The sequence below is a fragment of the Bacteroidota bacterium genome, from assembly GCA_018698135.1.
Classification (GTDB): domain Bacteria; phylum Bacteroidota; class Bacteroidia; order CAILMK01; family JAAYUY01; genus JABINZ01.
In genome coordinates, this window is the sequence record JABINZ010000138.1 from 1 (window position 1) to 4,279 (window position 4,279).

The 4,279-nt window shown below is 33.4% G+C and carries 4 protein-coding genes; all 4 read right to left on the minus strand.

Features of this window, described 5'->3' with window-relative positions; translation table 11 throughout:
• Positions 1–70: 70 nt before the first annotated feature.
• Complete coding sequence (locus tag HOG71_09050; protein ID MBT5990992.1) at positions 71–985, minus strand: hypothetical protein; 915 nt, start codon at positions 983–985, stop codon at positions 71–73.
• Positions 986–1,011: 26 nt separating this feature from the next.
• Positions 1,012–2,499, minus strand: coding sequence for an O-antigen ligase family protein (locus tag HOG71_09055; GenBank protein ID MBT5990993.1), 1,488 nt, complete (start codon positions 2,497–2,499; stop codon positions 1,012–1,014).
• An 8-nt stretch (positions 2,500–2,507) separates the two neighbouring features.
• Positions 2,508–3,761: a hypothetical protein gene (locus HOG71_09060; GenBank protein ID MBT5990994.1), complete on the minus strand. Its 1,254-nt coding sequence runs from the start codon at positions 3,759–3,761 to the stop codon at positions 2,508–2,510.
• 203 nt (positions 3,762–3,964) lie between these two features.
• The coding region (locus tag HOG71_09065) for an ammonium transporter (protein MBT5990995.1) at positions 3,965–4,279 on the minus strand (315 nt) is incomplete at its 5' end.

The following is a 4,279-nucleotide window of genomic DNA, read 5'->3' on the forward strand; positions in this document are numbered from 1 at the left end:
CGGCTACTTTTTCATAATATAAATCTGGATTACGATCTGCTTTGTTTTTCATGCTATTTTCTCAATACTTTTAATCATCCAGTAAACTTACACCGCAAGAATTCTCAAAGTCAGTAATTCTATGATTGTACTTTTGCATCACATCATTCTGAAAATCATCTGGATGATGACGGGATACATTTTTATGTGTTTGGAAGGCATATGTGTATTTTTTTTCACTCATTTGTGAAAACTTATTACGTCTGTATGAATCTGTCAGTTTCATCAATATACTATCGAGCCAATTTCCAAATTGATTTCGTAATAAAAACTCCAAAAAGGCCTTAATTGGTCGTCTTCTTTCTGGAATAATATGTCTGTCATCTTTTCTTTCAAAACCAGGATATAACTCCTTGATCCATTCATTTGCATCCAACAATTTATCAAAAAGCTGACTATTGTAAGTAGGAATTAAGGTTATGGTTTCAGTTGCTGCGTATCGATTTCGTTCTTTAAAACCCAAAGAATCAACATCGACAAAATAATTCAGACAAAAATATTTATAGGAGTTGAACAGAAAAACTTTCTTAAAAAATGTAAGCAATGAACGGCTGATATATAATTTACCTGCTTCGGTAATGATGAAAAAGTCAATGTCTGCTGTTTTGTAAATCCTCCCTTTTGAAATAGAACCTGATAAACTCACACCTCTTACAAACGGACAAGAAGCAATGATCTTAGACATAAAATGTGCAATTTTCAAATAACGATCTAAGTTTTGCTCATCATTTTTCCTTTCTTCAACCACTTGGGAATTTCCTATAATAAAATAAAAGTCATCCTTTTGACCAATTAAATCATATTTCAATAAGTTGTTTAATACTGAGTCAATAAAATTTGTATCTCGATTTTCTATGGAATTTCGTAACTCATTTTTATGCAATGGGTGTTGAAACACATCATAGTAATACAATGTTGCCAATAGCGACTTTTCATCACTTGTCAATTTTATTTTTTTTGCAGCAATAACCATTAGAAGGATATATTTTTCAAATTTACATATGTTTTGCTCGCTGTGTTCACTTTTTTCTCCTTAATATCAAGAGCCACTATTAAACCTGCCATCCCCCAAAACAAAACTGCAGCTTTATCTGTTTCTGAAAAATAATTAACAAATCCATGGAAATAATAGGTTGACAAACCCAATAAAAGACTTAAAGTAAGTAATTTAATCGATTTGTCTTTCGTTCTGTATATCAACCGTATAGACGAACGCAACACCATCAGCAAGATGGCTCCAAAAGTTAAAAAACCAATAATGCCTGACTCCACCAAAGGTTTAAGATATTCGGAATGCACACCCCCTTTATCTCCATCATAAGTACTGATAATGGTCATGTTTTCTTCGTTTTGAAAAGGTGCATACTGAAATGGATAAGTTCCCGGACCATAACCTAAAAAAGGTTTTTCCAAAAACATATCAATAGCACATTCCCATCTATTTACCCGCTCCTTATTCGACACACTTGATTCAATATTAGCTGCCGATGTAAGGTGCTCTTTTACATCTGTACCTCGCTGACTTTGAACATCCTGCAACTGTATGAGGATTGGTTCACGTACAAACCACATCGATAATACTAATAACACCAGTCCAAGGCTAATGTACTTGGCTGGAATTTTTAATTGAAGAAGTATTAAAAAAATACTAATAATTCCAATGCTCAACCAAACTGCTCGAGAATAGGAAGTAAAAATGGATACTAAAAGTAAGGGAACAATGGCAAAGGAAAAAATTCTAGGAAATTTAAGATCCAGCTGCTTGATAAAAATCCGTGCAATAAAAAAGGGTAACATCATCACAACACACGCACCATAAATAGTGTGATCTTTGAAAAATGGTTTTGCTGCCCAATGGTTAACTTCTTGTGTAAAACCAAACTGAGAATGCTTCAGTAAAATGATAAAGATGACAACAAGCAAACTGCTTCCATAAAGCCAAAAGAAGAGCTGTACACCTTGTTTTGTTCCAAAAAGTTGAGCAATTAAATAATAAAATACCAAAAGAAAATTTATCCGTATAAAAAGATATTTTACAGAAATCAAAGGCATTGTACTCGTTAATGATGTCAAAAACATCCATATCAGATTTATCAGAATTGCAATACTAACCGGATGTTTGATAAATTGGAAGTCTACATCTTTCCCTTTAACTAAATTAACAAGAACAAGAAAGGCCATTAAAGTCACCAAAACTTCAGCAGGTAGACTAATACCAAATCCAAAAGGGGTATTTTCAAGATTGATAGACAGTGGCAATAACACAATAAGAACAGCAACAAAAATTTTGGGATGCAATACGGCAAAATAGATCAGCAACAACAGAAAAGGTATCGACAAGGCAACTGCTTTTAAGATCAAAGAATCCCTGAAAATAGCTATTGTCATAAATATCCCGAAGCTGATAATGCCTGAAATTAAAAGAAATGCTTGTAATCTGCTGATGGATTTAAAATTCATTGTGTAGGCTAAGCTTTCTTGAAGATCAGTAAGGCAAAAAAGGACAGAAATACTGATAAGAAAAACCCAATGAGAATAAACATCAGGGTATTGGGATAGGCTTTGTTGTAGTTTGCTACTGCTTGGCTGATCAAATATGACCCAGGTTCTGCTCTTTCATAGTTGGATTTTGCTTTCTCAAATTCTTTCTTAAAAGCAGCCAGTTGTGCTAACTCATTTTCAAAATGACTTTGTTTTTTAAACATTTCAATACTCTGAACACCGGGTTCAAACGTATTTTGAATTGTTTCAATTCGCCTCACCAATTGATCGCGAGTCTGAATTTCCAATGCAAGTTCATTATTCAGTCTTATATATTCATCGTTGGACTGATTGAGTTTGTTAAGCTTTGTTTTCAGCGATTCCTTTTTCTCTTTTAAACCTGCAACTTGGGCTTCTGAAATTATTCGCAACGAATCGAAGGGTGATAAACGTTCTTCATAAACAGCAAACTTTGCCGTTTCGTGTTTCAATTGACTTTCCGTTCTGGTAAATTGACTTTGAACATTATCCAATTGTTGACTCAATCCATGCACCTCATGCTCCTTTCGGATACTTGTTATTTTTATTCTTATTTTGTTAATATTTGAATTCTTAATGAAAAGTTTTGCTTCCAAGTTACTCCTTGCATCATCAATATTTATATTTTTTAAAGAGGATATTTCCAATGCAAGCTTATCGACTTCTGCTTTTTTTTCATGATATTTTTCTTCCACTGAATTCAAATAACCAACCGTATTAACCTTTACTATTTTTGTATTGATTTCGTTACTAATTGTTACAATGGCATTGGCCATTTCAGCAGCAAATTCTGGATCTTTATCAAGAACCCTAATGCGAATGGATTTGTATAATGTTCGTTTGAAACTGACATTTTTATCGTATTCAGCTCCAACGGCAGTTTTCCAATCTTTTTTTGATGTATTTATTTGATAATGTTCAGCAAGATTCAGGCGAATTGTTAAACTGTCTTTCAAATAACTCGACTCCAACAACTGCAATAACAACATTGAATTTCCTTCAGCTAATTGCATTGGATTACTGGCATTAACACCTGCTGCATATACAATTGCTGATGCCTGATATTTAGGCGTTGTAATAAGGCACCCAATAAACACAATCAGTGCACCAATAAACCCACTCAGGACAAGCAACCATTTATATTTTAGTATAAATGGAATTAACCATTCTGAATTAAGCCTATCATCATCATTTTTTACCATATTGCTATTGATTGAATTATTGGCGATTAATATATCCCATAAAATTACATAAAATAAAAGTTTAGGCGATGATTAGCATATATAAGGCCGAATTTTACAAGAAGGCTCTAAACCTGAGGAAAAGAGAATCAATCAATATTAACAAACAAAAAATCCTCTTAAAGTATTTCGTTTAAGAGGATTTCAGATGAATATCTTATTTATCAATCTGCATCTTCAAACTCTTCAGCATCAAGATATGCTTCCTGTCTGTGTCCAAATAAAGAAATGAATTTTCCTGTTAAAAATCCAAATATTAAGGCCGAGACACCAGTTATTAGTATACCCGACAACTGACTGGAAACATTAATACCACTAACCATAGGAATGGCTGACAAACCGCCTAGCAAGCCCGGCAAGCCATGTAAATTGGTAACACCACATGTATCAACAGACTTAATAAGCTTTTGTTGTTTACTCTGAAGAAGTGCAAAACCAGTAGTTGATATTGCACCAGCCAATATACCAATAGTAAAAGC

What these genes read in the sequence shown, in the direction of transcription:
- HOG71_09055 (MBT5990993.1), bottom strand. Translation starts at nt 2,499, where the DNA reads ATGAATTTTAAATCCATCAGCAGATTACAAGCATTTCTTTTAATTTCA.
- HOG71_09060 (MBT5990994.1), bottom strand. Translation starts at nt 3,761, where the DNA reads ATGGTAAAAAATGATGATGATAGGCTTAATTCAGAATGGTTAATTCCA.